Annotated in this window: 19 protein-coding genes and 1 tRNA gene; 12 read left to right on the top strand and 8 right to left on the bottom strand. The window is 48.8% G+C overall.

The window, feature by feature from the left end:
• Positions 1 to 4: 4 nt before the first annotated feature.
• The 7 genes from napG (at position 5) to ACESOH_RS02125 (ending at position 8089) form a co-directional block, all read left to right on the top strand.
• Positions 5 to 757 carry a ferredoxin-type protein NapG gene (gene napG / locus ACESOH_RS02155; protein WP_032093459.1) on the top strand — a complete coding sequence of 251 codons (753 nt, stop codon included), beginning with the start codon at positions 5 to 7 and terminating at the stop codon, positions 755 to 757.
• Positions 757 to 1620 (top strand): quinol dehydrogenase ferredoxin subunit NapH, encoded by an 864-nt coding sequence (gene napH / locus ACESOH_RS02150; protein ID WP_373099365.1) that lies wholly within the window; start codon positions 757 to 759, stop codon positions 1618 to 1620. The genes napG and napH overlap by 1 nt, the downstream gene beginning before the upstream one ends.
• A gap of 1 nt (position 1621) precedes the next feature.
• Entirely contained in the window at positions 1622 to 2047 is a 426-nt protein-coding gene (locus ACESOH_RS02145; RefSeq protein WP_032093361.1) for a nitrate reductase cytochrome c-type subunit, read from the top strand.
• 11 nt (positions 2048 to 2058) lie between these two features.
• Positions 2059 to 2646 carry a cytochrome c3 family protein gene (locus tag ACESOH_RS02140; protein WP_032093362.1) on the top strand — a complete coding sequence of 196 codons (588 nt, stop codon included), beginning with the start codon at positions 2059 to 2061 and terminating at the stop codon, positions 2644 to 2646.
• Positions 2647 to 2883: 237 nt separating this feature from the next.
• A complete protein-coding gene (gene pnp / locus ACESOH_RS02135; RefSeq protein ID WP_373099364.1) occupies positions 2884 to 5016 on the top strand; it encodes a polyribonucleotide nucleotidyltransferase in 2133 nt (710 codons plus the stop codon).
• Between the two features lie 116 nt (positions 5017 to 5132).
• A complete protein-coding gene (gene nlpI / locus ACESOH_RS02130; RefSeq protein WP_373099363.1) occupies positions 5133 to 6035 on the top strand; it encodes a lipoprotein NlpI in 903 nt (300 codons plus the stop codon).
• A gap of 197 nt (positions 6036 to 6232) precedes the next feature.
• Complete coding sequence (locus tag ACESOH_RS02125) at positions 6233 to 8089, top strand: DEAD/DEAH box helicase (RefSeq protein WP_373099361.1); 1857 nt, start codon at positions 6233 to 6235, stop codon at positions 8087 to 8089.
• 116 nt (positions 8090 to 8205) lie between these two features.
• On the opposite strand, the gene ACESOH_RS02120 is transcribed toward ACESOH_RS02125, so the two are convergent.
• Both ACESOH_RS02120 and tsaD read right to left on the bottom strand, forming a co-directional pair.
• Entirely contained in the window at positions 8206 to 8784 is a 579-nt protein-coding gene (locus ACESOH_RS02120; RefSeq protein ID WP_032093366.1) for a thymidine kinase, read from the bottom strand.
• 25 nt (positions 8785 to 8809) lie between these two features.
• Positions 8810 to 9847, bottom strand: coding sequence for a tRNA (adenosine(37)-N6)-threonylcarbamoyltransferase complex transferase subunit TsaD (tsaD, locus tag ACESOH_RS02115; protein ID WP_373099359.1), 1038 nt, complete (start codon positions 9845 to 9847; stop codon positions 8810 to 8812).
• Between the two features lie 220 nt (positions 9848 to 10067).
• Here tsaD and rpsU point away from each other — a divergent pair, with 220 nt between their 5' ends.
• The 5 genes from rpsU (at position 10068) to ACESOH_RS02090 (ending at position 15707) form a co-directional block, all read left to right on the top strand.
• On the top strand, positions 10068 to 10283 hold the full coding sequence (gene rpsU / locus ACESOH_RS02110) for a 30S ribosomal protein S21 (protein WP_005717672.1): 216 nt from the start codon (positions 10068 to 10070) through the stop codon (positions 10281 to 10283).
• A gap of 134 nt (positions 10284 to 10417) precedes the next feature.
• Positions 10418 to 12175, top strand: coding sequence for a DNA primase (gene dnaG / locus ACESOH_RS02105; protein WP_373099355.1), 1758 nt, complete (start codon positions 10418 to 10420; stop codon positions 12173 to 12175).
• 74 nt (positions 12176 to 12249) lie between these two features.
• Positions 12250 to 14121 carry an RNA polymerase sigma factor RpoD gene (gene rpoD / locus ACESOH_RS02100; protein ID WP_032093369.1) on the top strand — a complete coding sequence of 624 codons (1872 nt, stop codon included), beginning with the start codon at positions 12250 to 12252 and terminating at the stop codon, positions 14119 to 14121.
• A 114-nt stretch (positions 14122 to 14235) separates the two neighbouring features.
• Positions 14236 to 14312 (top strand) — tRNA-Ile (locus ACESOH_RS02095).
• Between the two features lie 198 nt (positions 14313 to 14510).
• A complete protein-coding gene (locus ACESOH_RS02090) occupies positions 14511 to 15707 on the top strand; it encodes a tyrosine-type recombinase/integrase (RefSeq protein WP_373099353.1) in 1197 nt (398 codons plus the stop codon).
• A 163-nt stretch (positions 15708 to 15870) separates the two neighbouring features.
• Here ACESOH_RS02090 and ACESOH_RS02085 read toward each other — a convergent pair whose 3' ends face one another.
• The 6 genes from ACESOH_RS02085 to ACESOH_RS02060 are packed head-to-tail and all read right to left on the bottom strand — an operon-like array spanning position 15871 to position 19259.
• On the bottom strand, positions 15871 to 17661 hold the full coding sequence (locus ACESOH_RS02085) for a DNA primase family protein (RefSeq protein WP_373099351.1): 1791 nt from the start codon (positions 17659 to 17661) through the stop codon (positions 15871 to 15873).
• Positions 17645 to 18082, bottom strand: coding sequence for a hypothetical protein (locus ACESOH_RS02080; protein WP_373099349.1), 438 nt, complete (start codon positions 18080 to 18082; stop codon positions 17645 to 17647). Before ACESOH_RS02080 ends, ACESOH_RS02085 begins: the two co-directional genes overlap by 17 nt.
• Complete coding sequence (locus ACESOH_RS02075) at positions 18075 to 18257, bottom strand: hypothetical protein (protein ID WP_373099347.1); 183 nt, start codon at positions 18255 to 18257, stop codon at positions 18075 to 18077. Before ACESOH_RS02075 ends, ACESOH_RS02080 begins: the two co-directional genes overlap by 8 nt.
• The gene (locus tag ACESOH_RS02070; protein WP_032093373.1) at positions 18250 to 18504 is read right to left on the bottom strand and encodes a hypothetical protein; all 255 of its coding nucleotides are present in this window, start codon (positions 18502 to 18504) and stop codon (positions 18250 to 18252) included. The genes ACESOH_RS02075 and ACESOH_RS02070 overlap by 8 nt, the downstream gene beginning before the upstream one ends.
• A complete protein-coding gene (locus ACESOH_RS02065; RefSeq protein ID WP_032092582.1) occupies positions 18497 to 18694 on the bottom strand; it encodes a hypothetical protein in 198 nt (65 codons plus the stop codon). Before ACESOH_RS02065 ends, ACESOH_RS02070 begins: the two co-directional genes overlap by 8 nt.
• On the bottom strand, positions 18687 to 19259 hold the full coding sequence (locus ACESOH_RS02060; protein ID WP_373099345.1) for an ash family protein: 573 nt from the start codon (positions 19257 to 19259) through the stop codon (positions 18687 to 18689). The genes ACESOH_RS02065 and ACESOH_RS02060 overlap by 8 nt, the downstream gene beginning before the upstream one ends.
• Positions 19260 to 19359 lie beyond the last annotated feature (100 nt).

Below are 19359 nucleotides of genomic sequence, written 5' to 3'. Positions count from 1 at the left end.
AATGATGAAAACACCGATGGTCACACCGGAACGCCGCAAATTCTTTAAACAGGCCGGCCGAACCGCCGCAGGTCTGGCGGGGATCGGCATCCTGCTCGGCTTGCAGCAGAAGCAAAGTCTCGCCCGTCAGGGCGTAGCGCTGCGTCCGCCTTTCGCCCTTGAAGATGAGGCGAAATTCGCCGCGGCGTGTATTCGCTGCGGGCAGTGCGTGCAGGCCTGTCCTTATGACATGCTGCATCTGGCCTCGCTGTTAGCGCCGCTGGAAGCCGGTACGCCGTATTTTATCGCACGCGATAAACCCTGTGAGATGTGCGAAGATATTCCCTGCGCCAAAGCCTGTCCGAGCGGCGCGCTGGATTCGACGCAGGATGATATCAACGACGCGCGCATGGGGCTGGCGGTTTTGCTCGATCACGAAACTTGTCTGAACTGGCAGGGGCTGCGCTGCGATGTGTGTTATCGCGTATGTCCGCTGATTGATAAAGCCATCACGCTGGAGATGCACCGTAATGAACGCACCGGCAAACATGCCGTGTTTATTCCGACCGTGCATTCCGATGCCTGTACCGGCTGCGGCAAATGCGAAGAAAGCTGTGTGCTGGAGGAGGCGGCGATTAAAGTGCTGCCGATGACGCTGGCAAAAGGCATGCTGGGCGAACATTACCGCTTGGGCTGGGAAGAAAAAGAGAAAGCCGGGCATTCGCTGGCACCGGATGACATCATTACATTACCGATACGCAGACCGGAGGGGTACTGATGGCCAATTCACCGCAACACGCCGGCCGGGAGGCGCGGCAAAAACTCGGTTGGTGGCATGCGAACCGCTTCCTGTTCTGGCGCCGGCTCAGTCAGTTTGCCGTGCTGGCAATGTTTTTAAGCGGCCCGTGGCTGGGCGTGTGGATTCTCAAAGGGAATTACAGCGGCAGCCTGTTGCTTGAGGTTATCCCGATGAGCGATCCGCTGATTACGGCGGAAAGTCTGGCGACCGGCCATTGGCCGAATCTCACCACATTACTGGGCGCGCTGATTGTGATCGTGCTGTATGCCTTACTCGGCAGCCGGGTTTTTTGTGGCTGGGTTTGTCCGTTAAATGTGGTGACCGATGCCGCCGCCTGGTTACGGCGCAAGCTGGGATTTCGTCAGAGCCTGAAAATGCCGCGCGGGTTGCGTTATGGTCTGCTGTTGATTATCCTTGCCGGCAGTGCGTTCAGCGGCATGCTGTTATGGGAGTGGATCAACCCGGTGGCGGCATTCGGGCGCGGGCTGATTTACGGTTTGGGCGCGACGCTGTGGCTGGTCGCCGTGGTGTTTTTGTTTGATTTATTGATTGCGGAGCACGGCTGGTGCGGGCATTTATGTCCGCTCGGTGCGGCTTACGGATTCATCGGCGCGAAGGGGATCGCGCGGGTTAAAGTCGTCGATCGCAGCCGGTGCGATAACTGTATGGACTGCTATAACGTGTGTCCGGAAGCGCAGGTGCTGCGTTCACCGTTGCACGGTAAGAATAACGAAAGTCTGCTTGTGCTTTCAAAAGATTGTATCAGTTGCGGACGCTGCATTGATGTTTGCGCTGAAAACGTATTTACCTTTACTACCAGATTTAATCATTCGGGGGAATAAAATGATTAAAAAAACGCTATTTATTTTGACCGCACTTTTCGCGGGGACGGCGGGCGCCGATAACGTGGATAATTATCTGCAGGGATCGTCGGAATATGTTGCACCGGCATTTCATAATGAACCGAAAGAAAGTGGCCTGTATGCCTTAAGTTATGTGAATCAACCGCCGATGATACCCCATGCGGTGAAAAACTATCAGATTACCAAAAACACCAACCAATGTCTGAATTGCCACAGTGTGGAAGCCTCGCGGGTAACCGGTGCGACCCGCATCAGCCCGACCCATTTTATGGATCGCGACGGCAATATCGTCGGTTCGTCCACCTCGCCGCGCCGTTATTTCTGTTTGCAGTGCCATACGTCGCAATCGGATGTGGAACCGATTGTACCGAATGAATTTAAACCGCTGAAAGGCTACGGTAAATAATCGGGGGAGCTATGCTGAAATTAATCAAACGATTCTGGCATTGGTTCCGCACGCCGAGCCGGATTGCGGTGGGCGTGCTCATCACTTTATCGTTTATCGCCGGGATTGTGTTCTGGGGCGGGTTCAACACCGCGCTGGAATATACCAATACGGAAGAGTTCTGCTCCAGCTGCCATATGAACGATGTGGTGCCGGAATATCGTCATTCGGTGCATTATATGAACCGCAGCGGGGTGAAAGCCACTTGTTCGAATTGCCATTTGCCGCATGAATTCATTCCGAAATGGACGCGTAAAATCAAAGCGGCGGGCGAAGTGTATTCCTATATCATGGGACATGTGGACACTAAAGAGAAATTTGAAGCGCACCGGCTGGAAATGGCGCAGCGCGAATGGGCGAGAATGAAAGCCAATAATTCGCAGGAATGCCGCAATTGCCATAATTTCGATGCGATGGACTTCAGTCAGCAGAAAACCGTGGCGGAACGCATGCACTCACTGGCGATTCAGGAAGGAAAAACCTGTATTGACTGCCATAAAGGGATTGCGCACCAATTGCCGGATATGAGCGGCGTAAAATCGGGTTTTACCGATGACTAATCGCAACTGCGGTTTAAAATAGTATCAATCAATGCAAAAGCCCTGTATAATAACGGGGCTTTAATTTTCCTGTTGGCGTGCGGCTATCAAAAATGATTTTGCGCTTGGAAAAAGTGCGGTCGGTTTTAAGATTGTTTTTGCTAGTCGCAATTGGGAAAATAAAGCAGCAGCGCGGTGGGGAAATCCCGCCCTATTTTTTAGTTAAAATATAACCGATTACATAATAAGGAAAAAATTGTGAATCCAATTGTAAAACAGTTTAAATACGGTCAGCATACCGTTACTCTGGAAACTGGTGCGATCGCCCGTCAGGCAACGGCCGCGGTAATGGCGAGCATGGACGATACCACGGTATTTGTCAGCGTGGTGGCGAAAAAAGAAGTCAAAGAAGGACAGGATTTCTTTCCGTTGACCGTCAATTATCAGGAACGTACTTACGCCGCGGGCCGTATTCCCGGCGGTTTCTTCAAACGTGAAGGCCGTCCGTCCGAAGGCGAAACCTTAATTGCGCGCTTAATCGACCGTCCGATTCGCCCGTTATTCCCGGAAGGTTTCTTTAACGAAATTCAGATTGTGGCCACCGTGGTTTCCGTCAATCCGCAAATCAGCCCGGATTTGGTGGCGATGATCGGTGCTTCGGCGGCGCTGTCATTATCCGGCGTGCCGTTTAACGGCCCGATTGGCGCGGCGCGCGTCGGTTTTATTAACGATCAATTCGTGCTGAACCCGACCATGAACGAGCAGAAACAAAGCCGTTTGGATTTAGTGGTGGCGGGAACGGACAAAGCGGTATTGATGGTGGAATCCGAAGCGGACATTCTGAGTGAAGAACAAATGCTGGCGGCAGTAGTGTTCGGTCACCAGCAGCAGCAAGTGGTGGTGGAAGCGATCAAAGAATTCGCCCAGCAAGCGGGCAAACCGCGTTGGGACTGGGCGCCGGCGCAGCCTGACAATGCCTTGATCGAACAGGTAAAAGCCTTGGCGGAAAGCCGTTTGGGCGATGCTTACCGGATCACCGAAAAACAGGCGCGCTATGCCCAAATCGATGCCATTAAAGCTGACGTGATTGCGCAATTAACCGCGCAGGATGACACCATCAGCGAAGGCAAAATTATCGATATTATCACCGCACTTGAAAGCCAAATTGTGCGCAGCCGTATTCTGAACGGCGAGCCGCGTATTGACGGCCGTTCGGTCGATACCGTGCGCGCGCTGGATATTTGCACCGGCGTATTGCCGCGCACTCACGGTTCGGCGATTTTCACCCGCGGTGAAACACAGGCCCTAGCGGTTGCCACATTAGGTACCGAACGCGATGCTCAAATCATCGACGAGCTGACCGGCGAACGTTCCGATCATTTCTTGTTCCATTATAATTTCCCGCCGTATTCGGTGGGGGAAACCGGTATGATCGGTTCGCCGAAACGGCGTGAAATCGGTCACGGCCGTCTGGCTAAACGCGGCGTAGCGGCAGTCATGCCGACGCTGGCGGAATTCCCGTATGTGGTGCGTGTGGTGTCTGAAATTACCGAATCCAACGGTTCTTCTTCCATGGCCTCCGTGTGCGGCGCATCCTTAGCCTTAATGGATGCCGGCGTACCGATTAAATCCGCGGTTGCCGGTATTGCCATGGGATTGGTGAAAGAAGCGGATAATTTCGTGGTCTTGTCCGATATTCTGGGTGATGAAGATCACTTGGGCGATATGGACTTTAAAGTTGCCGGAACCCGTGAAGGTGTCACCGCGCTGCAAATGGACATTAAAATCGAGGGCATTACGCCGGAAATCATGCAAATCGCTTTAAATCAGGCGAAAGGGGCGAGAATGCATATCCTCGGCGTGATGGAACAGGCGATTGCCGCACCGCGTGCGGATATTTCCGATTTTGCGCCGCGTATTCACACCATGAAGATTGATCCGAAGAAAATCAAAGATGTGATCGGAAAAGGCGGCGCGGTTATCCGAGCGCTGACCGAAGAAACCGGCACTTCCATTGATATCGACGACGACGGTACGGTAAAAATCGCCGCGGTGGACAATAACGCCGTGAAAGACGTAATGGCGCGGATCGAAGACATTACCGCAGAAGTGGAAGCCGGTCAGACTTACAAAGGTAAAGTGACCCGTCTGGCGGATTTCGGGGCGTTTGTCTCGATTGTCGGTAACAAAGAAGGTCTGGTGCACATTTCGCAGATTGCGGAAGAACGCGTGGAAAAAGTGAGCGATTACCTTGCCGTCGGTCAGGAAGTGACGGTTAAAGTGGTCGAAATCGATCGTCAGGGTCGTATCCGTCTGACGATGAAAGATCTTGCGCCGAAACGGGAAGAGGCGGCCGCAGCGGCGGACACTGTTGACAGCGAGCAGGCATAACAAGGTCTTATCGTCATGGCTGGGCAGTCCGCTGTTCCTGCCGTGACGATATATTATTGATCCCCCGGTATCCGGGGGAATAACAAGCAATATCCGTGCTTTAAGGCTTATTTGACATGACACAACTTCCTCGGTTGTTAAAATTCGTATGGTACATACCGAATTTCTGCTTTGTTTTATTACTCGCCGGTTGCGTGAGTTCGAATCAAACGTTTGTCTCAAAGAATAAGATCGTTTTAGCGGAACAGAATCCGAATATCCATTTCGAACAGGAAGTGATGATTGTGCGGATCAGTCAGGTATTGCTTGTGGGGCGCATGAGCAATGAAGAACGTGCGGCGCTGCACTTTGAACGGGGCGTGTTATACGACAGCCTCGGGCTCTGGGCGCTGGCGCGTTATGATTTTACGCAGGCGCTGGCGCTGCAACCGAAAATGGCGGCGGTATATAATTATCTGGGACTTTATCTGTTACTGGATGAAGATTATGACAGCGCGCTGGAAGCCTTCAATGCCGTGCTGGAACTTGATCCCGGTTATGAATATACCTTTTTAAACCGCGGTTTGAATTTTTATTATGTCGGCCGTTATAACCTCGCGCAGCAGGATTTCACGCAGTTTTATCTGGCGGATAAAGCCGATCCGTATCGCGTGCTGTGGTTATATCTTAACGAGCTGAAATTCAGACCGGACGATGCACAGAAAAATCTGGCCGCCCGTTCCGCCGCTTTATCGGAACAATACTGGGGCACATACATCGTTCAATATTATTTAGGTAAATTATCGGTTGAGGATTTGCAGGACAAAGCGCAGCATTTTGCTGATCCCGCCTCGCCGCAATATGCGGAGATTCTGACCGAAACCTATTTCTATCTGGCAAAACAAAAACTCAATCAAGGCCGAACAGAAGAGGCGGAAACGCTGTTTAAACTGGCCGTGGCGAATCAGGTGTATAACTTTGTTGAGTATCGTTTTGCACTGCTTGAGCTGGCGAAATTAAAACGCGCTCAGGCGCAATAAAAGCGGGGCGCTTCGGCTTGCCCGCAATCGTGCATGTTGTGAAACGTATTACCGAACAACAATGTAATATACAGAGCAGCTGAATGAGTTGATGGCTTTCGCATCTTGATCCGAATCCGTGTATTCTCCCGGCGACACCTATGCTTTGTCGAACCGAAAGCCGTCGTGCTTTCCTTTTTTATTCGAGAACTTTTTTAATGACTGAAACTAACATGACTTTCAACGATTTAGGCTTGCCTGAATTTATTCTTAACGCCGTTGCCGATTTAGGCTTCACCACCCCTTCGCCGATTCAGCAGGCTTGTATTCCGCACTTACTGGCAGGACGTGACGTATTGGGCATGGCGCAGACCGGTAGCGGAAAAACCGCCGCCTTTTCGTTGCCTCTGCTGGCGCAGATCGACAGTGACAAAAAACACCCGCAAATGCTGGTGATGGCGCCGACCCGTGAACTGGCGATTCAGGTTGCCGATGCCTGCGAACATTTTGTTAAGCACGGCGAAGGCATGCGGATCGTTACCCTTTACGGCGGACAGCGTTATGATATTCAGCTGCGGGCGCTGAAACAGGGCGCGCAGATTGTGGTCGGTACGCCGGGCCGTATTCTTGACCATATTCGCCGCGGCACGCTGAATTTGTCGGAATTACAGTTTATCGTATTGGATGAAGCCGATGAAATGCTGCGCATGGGCTTTATCGACGATGTGGAAACCGTAATGGCGGAATTGCCGGAACATCATCAGACCGCCTTGTTTTCCGCCACCATGCCGGAACCGATTCGCCGCATTACCAAACGGTTTATGCACGAGCCGCAGGAAGTGCGGATTCAATCCACTCAGAATACTGCGCCGGATATCACACAAAGCTGTTGGTATGTGCACGGTTTTCGTAAAAACGAGGCATTGCTGCGTTTTCTGGAAGTGGAAGATTTCGACGCCGCGATCATCTTTACCCGCACCAAAACCGGCACGCTGGATATTACCGAATTATTGGAAAAACATGGCTTCCGTGCGGCGGCGCTGAACGGCGATATGACCCAGCAATTGCGCGAACAAACGCTCGATCGCCTGCGTCACGGCAGTCTGGATATTCTGGTCGCCACCGATGTGGCGGCGCGCGGGCTGGATGTGGAACGCATCAGTCTGGTGGTCAATTATGATATTCCGCTGGATGCGGAAAGTTATGTTCACCGGATCGGGCGTACCGGCCGTGCCGGTCGTGCGGGACGTGCGTTGTTATTTGTCGAACCGCGTGAAAACCGCTTACTGAAAAATATTGAACGCCTGACCAAAAAAGCCATCGACGAAGTCGAAGTGCCGGATCACAGCGCATTGCAGGTTTGCCGGCGTAAAAAATTCGTCGCGCAGATCACCAAGCAACTTGAGCATCATGATTTGCCGCAATACCGCAGCCTGCTGGAAGACCTGTTTACCGCCGATCAGGATCAGGAAGATATTGCCGCCGCAATGTTAATGCTGTTGCAGGGCAGACAGAAACTGATTTTACCGCCGGATCCGGTGCTGGAAAAACGTTCCCGTCGTGATCGCGCAGAACGCGGTGAGCGCCGCGATCGCCGTGAAAACTCCCGTTCCGCTGAGCGCAGAGGTTACGGCAGTCCGCAGCCGATGGATTTGTACCGTATTGAAGTGGGACGCGGCGACGGTGTGGAAGTGCGGCACATTGTGGGCGCCATTGCCAATGAAGGCGATATTAACAGCCGTTATATCGGTCATATCAAACTGTATGACGATTATTCCACCGTAGAACTGCCGCAGGGCATGCCGAAAGAAATGCTGCAAATGTTCGACAAAACCCGGGTGATGAATAAGCAAATGCGCATGTCTTTTCTGGGTGCGGTAAAAGGCGGCGAGCAGCCGGAATTCGGCGAACGGCGCCGGGGAAACGGGCGTAACGGCAAAAACGGGGAACAAGGGTTTGCGCGCGGTTTTAGCCATGACGACGGTTTTTCTCGCGGCGACCGCCGATTTAAAGAAAAAAACCACCGCACTTTTAATGAGCGCCCGCGCAGAGAACGGCGTGAACGCAACAGATAATCGATCAATGTGATCGCGGCAGACTTATCTGTCGGCCGGCGGGTATCGGGGCGACAGCCCCTTTGCGTTGCCGGCTTATTGGCGATGAAACACCACCTTCCGTGAAGGTGGTTTTTTTAGTTTTCGATTTTCTCTTTATAATGCCGGCGACAAACGGACACATAATGATTATTGCCGCCGATCTGGATCTGCTCGCCGTCTGTTACCACATCCCCCTGATCATTTAAACGCAGCACGAAATTGGCTTTGCGTCCGCAATAGCAAATGGTTTTCAACTCTTCCAGCTGATCGGCCCACGCCAGCAGATATTGGCTGCCTTCAAACAGTTCCGCCTGAAAATCGGTACGCAGACCGTAACACAGCACGGGAATATTCAGTTTATCCACCACATCGCTGAGTTGATAAACCTGCCGTTTGGTCAGAAACTGCGCTTCATCAACCAGAATGCAGTGCAGCTTTTGCTGTGCCAGCTGTAAGGCGATTTCGCTGAATAAATCGGTGTCTTTGCCGAACAATTTGGCATCCTGACTGATGCCGATGCGGGAAGTGACTTTGCCCACGCCGAAACGATCATCGATAGCGGCGGTATAAACCAGCGTGTTCATATTGCGTTCGCGGTAGTTATAGGCGGATTGCAGCAGGGTGGTGGATTTCCCGGCGTTCATGGTGGAATAATAAAAATAAAGTTTTGCCATAATCGTGGTTAAAGTGCGGTTATATTTAAGCCTGTTTTATTGCGTTCAGTTCGGTCATCGGCCAGCGCGGTTTGACCTCAATTTCCAGCGGAGAAGATTCGCCCTGTTGTAAACGCAGAAATCCGGCATAGGCGATCATCGCGCCGTTATCGGTACAAAATTGCGGCTGCGGATAAAACACCTCGCCGCCGAGTTGTTGCATCAGCTCGCCAAGCGCCCGGCGCAATTGCTGATTGGCGCTGACGCCGCCTGCAATCACCAGCCGTTTTAAACCGGTTTGTTGCAACGCGCGGCGGCATTTAATCGCCAGCGTTTCCACCACGGCCTGCTGAAACGCATAAGCGATATCCGCTTTGGTTTGCGCACGCAGTGTGCCTTCGTCTTTCAGCGCCTGATTAATGGTATTGGCGGCAAAGGTTTTTAAGCCGGAAAAACTGAAATCCAGCCCCGGCCGGTCTGTCATCGGGCGTGGAAAACTGAACCGTGCCGGTACTCCTTTTTCCGCCAGACGGGAAAGCGCCGCGCCGCCCGGATAGTCAAGCCCGAGCAGTTTTGCCGTTTTATCAAAGGCTTCGCCGGCCGCATCGTCAATGCTTTCTCCCAGAATCTGATATTGCCCGATGCCGTCAACCCGCACCAGCTGCGTATGTCCGCCGGAAACCAGCAGGGCGATAAACGGAAAGTGCGGTGCGTTTTCTTCCAGCATCGGCGCGAGCAGATGTCCTTCCATGTGATGAACGCCGACCGCCGGCACGCCCCAGGCATAAGCCAGTGCGCGTGCGATCGTCGACCCCACCAGCAGCGCGCCGACCAATCCCGGCCCGCAGGTATAGGCAATACCGTCGATTTCGGCGGCGGTTAAATGCGCCTGGCGCAGTGCGGCCTGAATCAGCGGCGCGGTTTTGCGGATATGATCGCGCGAGGCCAGTTCGGGCACCACGCCGCCGTAATCGGCATGCAGTGCGATTTGGGTGTATAACTGATTGGCGATTAACCCGCGGGTTTCATCGTAGATGGCGACGCCGGTTTCGTCGCAGGACGTTTCAATGCCTAAAACTCGCATCTGTTCTCTCTTTCTCGGTTTGTGCAATGGCTGATGATTTTACTCCGTTTACGCCGTTTTCTCCAGTTCGGCGCGGGATTTTGCCGCAAAAGATCATTCTTTCCTTTACTTTTAGCATGGATTTAGATTAAAATTGCGACCCTTATTAGTTTGAATAAGCCGTTTATCGAAACGGTCACTAAATTTTGCAAAATATTAATCCATATTGAGGTGATGGCTTATGCCTGTAATTAAAGTACGTGAAAACGAATCCTTTGACGTTGCATTACGTCGTTTCAAACGCTCTTGTGAAAAAGCCGGTATTTTGGCGGAAGTTCGCAGCCGTGAATTTTACGAAAAACCGACGACTATTCGCAAACGTGAGAACGCGACCCGTGCCAAACGTCACGCTAAACGCGTAGCTCGTGAAAACGCACGTAACACACGTTTATACTAATATATCATTAGCTATTTTATAAAAACTCGAGTTAAGCGGACCGTGAAACCTTTCAGGAATCACGGTTTTGTTTTCTTATCATCTTTCATATATTCTCAATTAACGGATAGGCGCGAAGCATAGAGGTAAACTCGATGGCAGGTTTGATTCCACGTTCATTTATTGATGATATTCTGGCAAGAACCGATATTGTCGAGCTGATCAATTCGAGAGTAAAACTGAAAAAAGCCGGGCGCGATTATCAGGCCTGCTGCCCTTTTCATCATGAGAAAACCCCGTCGTTTACGGTCAGTCAGAAAAAGCAGTTTTATCATTGTTTCGGTTGTCATGCGCACGGCAACGCCATTTCTTTTTTAATGGAATACGATAAGCTGGAGTTTACCGAGGCGGTGGAAGAGCTGGCGGCGCTGCACGGGCTTGAAGTGCCGCGTGAGAAATCCCCGCACGCTGACGGCAAAGCGCAGACGAATTACCAAACGAAACGTAATCTGTATGAACTTATGCAGGACATTGCGCATTTTTACCGGCAACAGCTGCCGTTGCATATTCCGGCGCAGAGTTATTTGCAGCAGCGCGGGCTGTCGACGGAGGTGATCGAACGTTTCGGGATCGGGTTTTCGCCCAATCAGTTCGGCGGCTTACTGCAGCAGTTCGGGCGGAATCGGGAAGAGCGGCAGAAGCTGTTTGATCTCGGCATGCTGGCGCGTCGCGACGGGCGTGAGCCTTATGATCGTTTTCGCAACCGGATTATGTTTCCGATCCGCGATCGGCGCGGGCGTACCATTGCGTTCGGCGGACGCGTGATCAGCGATGAAAAACCGAAATATCTGAATTCGCCGGAAAGCCCGACTTACCATAAGGGTAACGAATTATACGGCTTATTTGAGGCGTTGCAGGCCGATGACAACCCGCCCATGCTGTTGGTGGTGGAAGGTTATATGGATGTGGTGGCGCTGGCGCAGTTCGGCGTCAATTATGCGGTGGCCTCTCTCGGTACGGCGACGACGCCGGAACAGATTCAGCTGGCGTTTCGTGCCACGGAACAAATTGTCTGCTGTTATGATGCCGATCGCGCAGGGCGGGATGCCGCCTGGCGGGCGCTGGAAAATGCGCTGCCGTATCTGGAAGACGGGCGGCAGCTGAAATTTATTTTCCTGCCCGACGGGGAAGATCCGGATACCTTTATCCGTCAATACGGTAAAGACGGGTTTGAAGATTACATTAAAAAAGCGCAGTCGCTGAGCGATTTTCTGTTTTCCACCCTCAGCGCGCAGGTGGATTTTTCCTCCACCGAGGGAAAAGGCAAATTAGCCGCACTGGCCGCACCGCTGATTAAACGTATTCCGGGCGAAATGCTGCGTTTATCGTTGCGCAATCTGCTGGCACAGAAACTGGGGATTTTCGATCAGTCGCAGTTAGCGCGCCTGATCCCGGCACAGTCGGATAGCGCTGCGAAAGCCGGCAATCACGCACCGACGGTGAAACGTACGCCGATGCGCATATTGATTGCATTAATGCTGCAAAATCCGGAGCTGATTCGGTTGGTACCGGATTTGAGCGCGTTAAAAAGTCTGGATGAACCCGGTTTCGATTTATTCGAAAAACTGACCGCACTTTGCCGCGAGCGGGTGGGCATTACCACCGGGCAGATTCTGGAATACTGGCGCGATACGGAATATAGCCGTCCCCTTGAAATTCTGGCGGTCTGGAACCATCTGATTGAAGACGAGAAGGTTGAAGAAACCTTTCGCGAAACCCTGAAATATTTTTATCTTCAGCTGGTGGATAAAAATATCGACAGGCTTATCGCCAAAGAACGCGCCGGCGGGCTGAGTGCGGACGAAAAGCAGGAACTGGCGCAATTATTGATCAAAAAGCAACAAAATAAATAGTGAATCACCTATAAGAATGATAAAATCAGGCGTATTTTATCTTCCATAATGACGAATCGAGGCGGATATATAATATGGAGCAAAATCCACAATCTCAGTTGAAATTGTTAATTGCGCAAGGCAAAGAACAAGGTTATTTGACCTATGCGGAAGTTAACGATCATCTTCCTGAAGAGCTTGTTGATGCGGATCAGATCGAAGATATTATTCAGATGATTAATGATATGGGCATTCAGGTGCTGGAAACTGCGCCGGATGCCGACGATTTGTTACTGAATGAAAATATTACCGATGAAGACGCCGTTGAAGAAGCCACTCAGGTGTTATCAAGCGTAGAAGCCGAATTAGGACGGACGACCGATCCTGTGCGTATGTATATGCGTGAGATGGGCAGCGTGGAACTGCTGACGCGTGAGGGCGAAATTGACATCGCCAAACGTATTGAGGAAGGGATTAACGAAGTACAAAGTGCGGTCGCCGCTTACCCGGAATCCATTACTTATTTACTGGATCAATATGCGCTGGTTGAAGACGGCGGTATGCGTCTAGCAGATTTAATTACCGGCTTTGTCGATCCGAATGCGGCGGAAGGGTCGGAAGTGGAGGAACTTGACGAATCATTGTCCGATGATGAGGAGGATGAAGATGCGGAGATTTCCGACGAGGAACTTGACGACGAAGAGGACGAGGAAAACGAAGAGGATTCCTCAACCGATGACAGCGATTCGGATAATTCGATCGATCCGGAAGTTGCCCGTGAGAAATTCGCCGAACTCAGACAGCAATATCAAAAAACGTTGGACGCAATTGATAAGCACGGCCGTACCCGCAAGGCGGCCAAGGATCAGATTCAGATTCTGGCGGATGTGTTTACCCAGTTCCGTTTAGTGCCTAAACAGTTCGATACGCTGGTGATTTCCATGCGCGGTATGATGAAGCGCGTACGCCAGCAGGAACGCAGCATTCAGAAAATGGTGGTGGATAATGCGAAAGTGCCGAAAAGTACTTTTCAGAAAGATTTCATCGGACATGAAACCACGGATACTTGGCTGGTAAAAGCATTAACGGCAGGCAAATCCTGGTCGGAAAAACTGGCGCAATATGAAGCGCCAATCCGTCAGGCGATTGACGAACTGATTCGGATCGAACAGGATACCGGTTTAACCGTGCAGCAGATCCGTGAGATCTGTGAACGGGTCGCACAAGGCGAATTAAAAGCCCGCCGTGCGAAAAAAGAAATGGTGGAAGCTAACCTGCGTCTGGTGATTTCCATTGCGAAAAAATATACCAACCGCGGATTGCAGTTTTTAGATCTGATTCAGGAAGGCAATATCGGGCTGATGAAGGCGGTGGATAAGTTTGAATATCGTCGCGGTTATAAATTCTCCACTTATGCGACATGGTGGATTCGTCAGGCGATTACCCGCTCCATTGCCGATCAGGCGCGAACCATCCGTATTCCGGTGCATATGATTGAGACAATCAATAAACTGAACCGTATTTCCCGTCAGATGTTGCAGGAAATGGGACGTGAAGCGTCGCCGGAAGAGCTGGCGGAACGCATGGGAATGCCGGAAGACAAAATCCGCAAAGTGCTGAAAATCGCCAAAGAGCCGATCTCTATGGAAACGCCGATTGGGGATGACGATGATTCTCATTTAGGTGATTTCATTGAAGACAGCACCTTAGAATTACCGTTGGATTCCGCCACCGCGCAAAGCCTGAAAGCCGCCACGCACGAAGTGCTGGAAGGGCTGACACCGCGCGAGGCAAAAGTGCTGCGTATGCGTTTCGGGATTGATATGAACACCGATCACACCTTGGAAGAGGTGGGCAAACAGTTTGATGTTACCCGTGAGCGTATTCGCCAGATCGAAGCGAAAGCGCTGCGTAAGCTGCGTCACCCGAGCCGTTCGGAAACCTTAAGAAGTTTCCTGGATGAATAATCACAACCGAAAGCCTGATTTTGATCAGGCTTTTTGCTGATTAAATTTCACGCGGACAATTGCCTGATTCTAGACTTTAACCCCGTATTTACATATAATTCCCACACTCGTCCCGCCCCCATAGCTCAGTCGGTCAGAGCAGTCGACTCATAATCGATTGGTCACAGGTTCAAGTCCTGTTGGGGGCACCAAAAAACTTATCGTAACCTTTCGCCACTCATCAAAAGCACCAAACAAACCCTGTAACAATAAGGCTTTTTAGTATTTTAACCTATCGTAACCCCTCGTAAGGATTCGACCCTAATCACGTTTTTTAGTAACCATGATTGTAACCACGTGCTATTATTCTTTTCCCGTGGTTACTAAAATCAGCCTAATGGTTACAAAATATGCCCAGAATAACTAAACCCCTAACCAATACAGAAGTAGAAAAAGCTAAACCAAAAAATGAGCCTTACACATTGACTGATGGTAATGGCTTATTTCTATTAGTCTTAACCAGCGGCGTTAAATCGTGGCGCTTTAACTATATCCGCCCGCTTACTAAAAAGCGCACTAAAATCGCGTTAGGAACTTACCCCGCTTTGTCTTTAGCTCAAGCCCGTTCTATTCGTGAAGAATATCGCTCTTTATTGGCTCAAGATATTGATCCGCAGGAACACAAAAAACAAAAACAGAAAGCCGCTATTGCGCATATAGAAAATAGCTTGCTTACCATTGCTAATCGCTGGAAGTTCAAGAAAGCGCAGGAAGTAGAAGCTAAAACATTAGAAAAGAATTGGCGGCGGATGGAAATGTATCTATTTCCCTTTATTGGTGGTATATCAATAAATGAAGTCGTGCCAAAGACGGTTATTGAAGCACTGGAACCACTCCATAACCAAGGTAAGGGAGATACATTAAGGCGCACTATTCGGCTGCTGAATGAAGTGCTTAACTTCGCTGTGAATTATGGCTTGATTGCCTTTAATCCTTGTTCACAGATTAATGAAGTATTCAGTTTTGGAAAGTCCACCAACAACCCGGCAATAACGCCAAAAGAACTACCAGAGTTAATAAAAACCGTTATGTATTCCAGCGTTGCTATTCAAACAAAGCTATTGTTCAAATTCCAACTATTAACTATGGTGCGCCCGTCTGAAGCAAGTAACGCCACATGGTCTGAAATTGATTTAGAAAAAGCGTTATGGACTATCCCAGCTAAAAGAATGAAGAAAAGAAATCCGTTTGTCATTCCCCTATCTTCCCAAGCTATAACAATTTTAAACAAAATTAAAAATATGTCTGTAAAAAGCGAATATGTTTTTCAAAGCTGGATGAAACCAAATCAACCAATGAGTAGCCAAACCATTAATAAAATGTTAGTTGATTTAGGCTATAAGGATAAACAAACCGCACATGGATTAAGAACTATCGGGCGAACCTATTTAGCCGATCAGCGTATTGATTATGAAGTAGCTGAAATGTGTATCTCTCATAAGACAGGAACACAAACCGGCAAGATTTATGATAGAGCTGATTTTCTTGAACAACGTAAGCCGGTGATGCAACTTTGGGGCGATTATGTGGAACAATGCGAACGTTAAAAGTGATGTGTGTGTAAAATATTTAAAAAGTGCCTTCACCCGTTCACTAATTTCTTTTTTGTTATTTATCAAATAGTTATAAGGTGAAGAGTGAAAAGCGGTTATTCACCCAGTCATTCACCTTTTTAGATAAAAAAGCGCGGGTTTTATACCGCGCCTTTCTCTATCTATTTGGTTTTAAATATTCATTATAGAATTCATCAAAATCTTTAAAGTGTACATTGGTAATATACCTCCCTTTGTCAATACCGGCGGTGATACGTTTGCGGGCGTAAGGAAATTTATTTTTATGCTGCGCTAGACCTTGTTTTAACGCTTCGGCAAAATTATTCAGACTTAAGCCGTTTTGAATATTATTTGCTTCAATAAAAACTAGATAGGCGGGATAAAGGTGCGTTCGTGGCAGCCCTGTTTTGGCATTACCAATCCCTAATCCGTTCTTTTCTTGCGTAGTTAGGAAATGACCACAAAATACTGTTAAATGATCCGATTGCATCTTGATTTCTAATGCTTCGTCGCTATTCTGCTGCGCCCTTAATGCCCTTTTGGCGTTTTCAGGTTGTTCAAAGGCATGAATCAGCTTGTAAATAATCCCCGCCATTTCGCTCTGAATTTTATCAATAAGCAACGGATCACGTTCTTTGGCCGGTACCACTTTATCAAAGTGAAAAATCACTCTGCGCCGCTCGATACCACCGCTTCTTTCGGTGAATCGGGTCGGTTCGTTATTCACGATAAGCACTATTGCCGGAATAACGGCTTTAAATTTGGTTTTGTGTTTCGGGTCAACATTCACCGGATCGCCGCCGGTAATGCTCTTTAATCCGCCACCGTCACCGCCGTAACGGGATTGTTCCGGGCAAATAATCAGGGTTTTCCCGATAAAATTTTCACGACCGCGCGGTTCATCGAGATCTACCAGCCGACCGCTTTCAGTGTTTTGTTCGCCGGCTAAAAGTGTAGCAATCTGCGCAAATACCGATTTTCCGCTGCCACCATCGCCGGTTATTTCAAAGAATAATTGCCAGTTATGGCGATTCGTTAAAATCGCGTAAAGTGCGGCTAAGATTGCTTGCTGTTTATCTGCCTTGCCATCGGCAACAAAATTCAGCCAACGATCAAAGTGCGGTGTATTTTCCGCCTGATTCGTGTAGTCGTGCGGGATAAATGAACTTAGCCAGTTCTCCCGACAATGTGGACTGAATTCCAGCGTTGTGCGGTTTAGCACGCCGTTTTTAAAGGCTAATAACTCTTTGGCTTGCTCTCCCATTTTGGGCGCCTGAATCTTCGCCGTATCAATCATTGAATCAATAGAGCGAGCACTATAAGTAAATTCCTGTTCATCGTAGAATTGAACGGCTTTAACCTCTAATTCTGAACGGGGGATCATCTCCCAGTTTACGCCGGTATAGTAATAAAGCTCCTTATCCAAACTGTGCAGCGTAATATCAAGATTCAGCCATTTCACAAAAGCGCGGGCTTTTATATTTGTGCCGTCTTTTTCCTTCAGTTTCGGCGCCGGCACAATTTTATCCGCCAAATCGACCGCACTTTTATCTGTGCGTAAACGTTGAATATAGCCGCTTAAATCTTCAATCTGTTGCGCGGCAGCATCAAAGAGTTTTACTTCTATTGCTTCAGTATTTTTCGCAAGATTCAGGCAAATTGCCGTCTTTTCTTCTTGAGTTAATTCACCATACTGAAAGAATTTGATGAGTTGTTGATCTTCTTCTGCGATACGAATAGAAGAGATATCTTTAAGCTGCTTCTTCCCAATAATCACAGGCTTTTGATCGGGTTCTAACCCCTCAATTAAACTGCATAATAATAGCCATTCTTCCCCTTTTCCATTATTCCATGCTTGCCAAGCTTTATGCCCGGCAAGAATGATTAAATCGGAATAAGGTTCTTTAACCTGATCTAGTAAATGCGGTGCATTAATTAATCTGCTCATTTGCAGCCTCCATTAGTACGCCTTTTTCCAGCATAGCAATTCGCATCGATATTAATTTCTGGATGTAACTGAATGTATTAACCAAAGACGTAATGATTCCAATTTTTAATAGCCCGTCTATCACTTCATCGTTAGTCAGCTTTCCTGCAATTTCTTCTGGGTTGAGTGATGGTGGTTTCGGGCTCATTTCCAATAAATGCTTATTAATGGTCAATAACTCATCGTGTAAGATTTTTAATCCACCTAAGCTCACTAACGGAAAGGTTTCTAGCGTTGCACCAAGCTCTTCTAATGCCGCGCAAAAATAAGGATAAGACGGATCAAACGGTATCTCTTGTTCTCTTTCCATATTCTGATAAGCAATAGATATTGCCTTTAATTCAATTGGGTTTAGTTTGGAATAGTCCATCGGCTTAATCATTTTCCACCTCCTCGCCTAATCCGTCAGGGCTGCTAATTCTGATTTCTGAATAAAGATTCGTTGCTTTCAAATAGTCAGAGACTTCGCACGCTTGCTTAAATGTCGGATAGTGGCCGACAAAATCAAAGCGGCCTTGCTTATCGTAAACCGTGATTTTGTAAGGCGAATTAGTCATCTTTGCCTCCATGCACTAAATAAAACCCTTTACTTGATGATTCTTCAGCCTGATCAAGAAAGTGGCTGACTGCGCTTAATGCGGTGCGAATAATGCGTGAAGACGTCATAAAATCATCTGTTTCATCATCTTCTATGTTGTCATGCTGGATTAGCGTTAAAATGGCTTTCGCATAAGAAATTGAGCGTTCAACCTTGCCGGCCTCCACTATAGGCAGTGCGCGGTGTGTAGGAATTTGATTACGCATGCGCCACCCCCTTAACCAAAATAGCAGTCTTGTAATGTAACTCCGTTGCACGGTTGAACAGTGTTTCGTTAATGCTGAGCAGGTCGGCAAGACGTGATTCGTCAACTTCTACCCCGCCTTGCTCCAGCTGGCGGATTAATTCTTCCATTTGGAAAAGTAGCTCAGCTTGAGCAAAGAAGAAATTACGCATAAATCACCCCCTTGATAAAAGTGCGGTGAATTTCAGAACGGTTTTTAAACTGCCATGCCTGCAGTAAAAGCCAGTTTTTCGCCAGTCTGGCGCGGGCGGCTTGTTCGTTGTCGGCTTGAATCGCAATGCGTGCGCATGGAAACGTGTTGAAGGTTAAGCCGGTATTGGCTAAGTCTTGGCGGCGTATGCCTAAAAATAGATAGATCATTGCTGATAACTCCAATGTTGAATTTTTAGAAGTTACCGCTAAAGTTTCGAGGCTTGGGCGGTAACGTGTAACGGGCTCGAAAACTGCGAACATTGGAACACAGCAAAGGGCGAAACCTTTCCCGCTACACGCTACCATAGATAGACGCGCTAGGCGTTCTTTAGGTGTGTGTAAATCACGCATAAAAAAACACGCGTAAGGCGTGCTATGCGCCAATGTTTTATTCTTCGAGTTTCGAGGCTCGGCAATCGTTTTTTGCGACTGCGGGGAAATAATGCCAAAATTGACCGCACTTTGTAAAGTGTCATATTGTGAAATATTTTCATATTGTTTATAATATAAATGATTTAAATTCATTTTTGATTTCCTCTTTATGAATTTGAATCAGGAAACGACGATGTAGCTTGTCTTGGGTTCGTAATCGCTCTTTTCGTGGTTTCTGACTTCATGTAATTTA

This window comes from Necropsobacter rosorum, assembly GCF_964241405.1.
In the GTDB taxonomy this organism is placed as follows: domain Bacteria; phylum Pseudomonadota; class Gammaproteobacteria; order Enterobacterales; family Pasteurellaceae; genus Necropsobacter; species Necropsobacter rosorum.
This window is presented reverse-complemented; position numbering and strand designations above follow the sequence as displayed.